The 2130-nt window shown below is 66.3% G+C and carries 1 protein-coding gene; it reads left to right on the forward strand.

Going from position 1 to position 2130, the window contains the following annotated elements; translation table 11 throughout:
* Positions 1–338 precede the first annotated feature (338 nt).
* Positions 339–1691: a GAF domain-containing protein gene (locus ACFXHE_RS37060; RefSeq protein ID WP_379389315.1), complete on the forward strand. Its 1353-nt coding sequence runs from the start codon at positions 339–341 to the stop codon at positions 1689–1691.
* Positions 1692–2130 lie beyond the last annotated feature (439 nt).

Below are 2130 nucleotides of genomic sequence, written 5' to 3' on the forward strand. Positions count from 1 at the left end.
CGGTCGGGTCGATATCCTCCACGGACCCACCCTGGCACAGTGCACGGGAGCGGGGCGGTACATTCGATGAACCGCACAGCTGTGAAATCTTGCTCACCGCAAGGGATTCGAGCCTTGGCGGCGGCCGTGACCCGGTCCGCAGCGCCACCGCAACCCTCCCGGACGGGGAGCGACACGCGGGCGCCGCACCAGCATTGAACACGCCGTGTTTAACAAAATGCTGTGTAGCTCACATTTTGTGAGGCGCCCGTTGGCATGTGACCTGCCGGACAAACGTCCGGCTTCCGCCTTGAGGTCTTCGGTGCGCGGGTACTCTTCGGGGGCGGAAAGAAAGGCAAATGGTCAGCAATCTCGCAGGTGGTGGGCAACCCAACCACGGCGTCGAACCGGGCAGTCAACTCGGGGCGCTCGAAACATATGCCGCCCAGGCGCACGGATATCTCAGTGTGGGCGGGGATCAACTGGGGCAGTTGCCCGGCCTGCTGCGGCCGATGGTGCTCGAGTCATGGCTGCGCAGTCTGCGCGGCGGCGTCGATCCGATGGACGACGGAGACGGTCGTGGCCTGCGCGGCGCCGACCTCGAGCGTTACCGTGACGCGCATCCGATCGCCTCGGTCATGCCGTTGGTGGACAAGCTATTACTGCGCGACGCGACCAGCACCGGGTTGATCGTGGTGGTGGCCGACCAGTTCGGCCGCGTGCTCTCGGTGCACGGCAATGCCGATCGGGTGCAGGCGGCCGCGGAGGCGGGCCTGCGCGAGGGCAATGACCTGAGCGAGCGCCGGGTGGGCACCAATGCGGTGGGCCTGGTGGTGCGCACCGGCCGCGCGGCCTGGATCCACGGGCCCGAGCATTTCCTGCATCGCATGCACCAGATCACCGGAGCCGCGGCGCCGGTGCACGATCCGGACGGCCGCCTGGTGGGCGTGCTGATGATCGCCGGCGGGGTGCGGGTGGCGCGCCCGGAGATCCTGGCGCTGGTGAAGGCGGCCGCGACGGCCGCGGAGATGGATCTGCTGCTGGCCGCGGTCCGTTCGGGTCAGGATCGCCGTTCGAACGCCGATGCGCCGGCGCCGGAGCGGCTGGGCCTGGAGGTGCTCGGGCTGGGGCAGCCGCAGCTGACGGTGGCGGGGGAGCGAGTCCCCCTGTCGCAGCGGCATGCCGAGATCCTGCTGCTGCTGGCCGAGCACACCGAGGGCCTGTCGGCCGATCACCTGGCGCTGCTGCTGGACGATGCCGATCTGGACAACGCCACCATTCGCGCGGCCATGTCGCGTTTGCGTTCGGTGGTCGGGTCGAATGTGTTCGGCTCGCGTCCCTATCGGCTGCGCGTGCCGATCGCCACGGATGTGGAGGCGCTGCGCGCCGCGCTGGATTCCGGGGATGTGGATTCGGCGGTGCGGCTGTACGCGGGTCCGGCGCTGCCGCGTTCCACGGCGCCTGGAGTTATAGACATTCGCGATGAATTGCGAGTGCGCCTGCGCACCGCTGTATTACGTTCCGGCGACGCTTCGGTCTTGAGTCGGTGGACATCCGGTGCCGAGGGCCGTGACGATGCGGCCGCGTGGGCGGCCTATCGCGCCACCGTCGATCGTGAGTCTCCGCTGTATGCGCAGATCGAGGCCAAGATTCGCGTGCTGGATCGGCGTATGGGCGCCGATGCAACGCAGTTGCAACGTTTCGACTCATAGTCTCCACATCCGAAAGTGCGGTCGGTCACACCGCCGCCTTGTCATGTGGTCGTACCCACATTCATCGCGTTCTCAGCGCGCTGCTGCCGGCCAACTAGACGCTCGTCCAACTTTTTTTCGGGAAAAAGTTCCTTTTTATTGTGTAAACGCCTAGTGTCCACATGCATGAACGGCATCCCTGTGATGCAGGTGACAGTTGGAGGAGATCGGCAGTAGGACACCCCGGATGCGATGACCCGGAGGCACTCGCATCCAGGCCGGAGAGCCAGCAGGCCCGGCCGCTTCGAGCACTAGTTGGATCACGCGCGGACTTCGCCGCGCATTCGTCGAATCACCCAGGGCGGTGCGATTTTTCGCGACCTGGTGCGCCCTCGTCAGCCGAGCGCACCCAGGTCTATTTCGTGATGCCCGAAACCGTTGGTCGACATAGCAATTCGCC

This window comes from Nocardia sp. NPDC059229, from assembly GCF_042754165.1.
GTDB lineage: Bacteria > Actinomycetota > Actinomycetes > Mycobacteriales > Mycobacteriaceae > Nocardia.

Excerpts from the sequence above, each read along its gene's own strand:
- ACFXHE_RS37060 (WP_379389315.1), top strand. The coding sequence starts at position 339 with ATGGTCAGCAATCTCGCAGGTGGTGGGCAACCCAACCACGGCGTCGAA.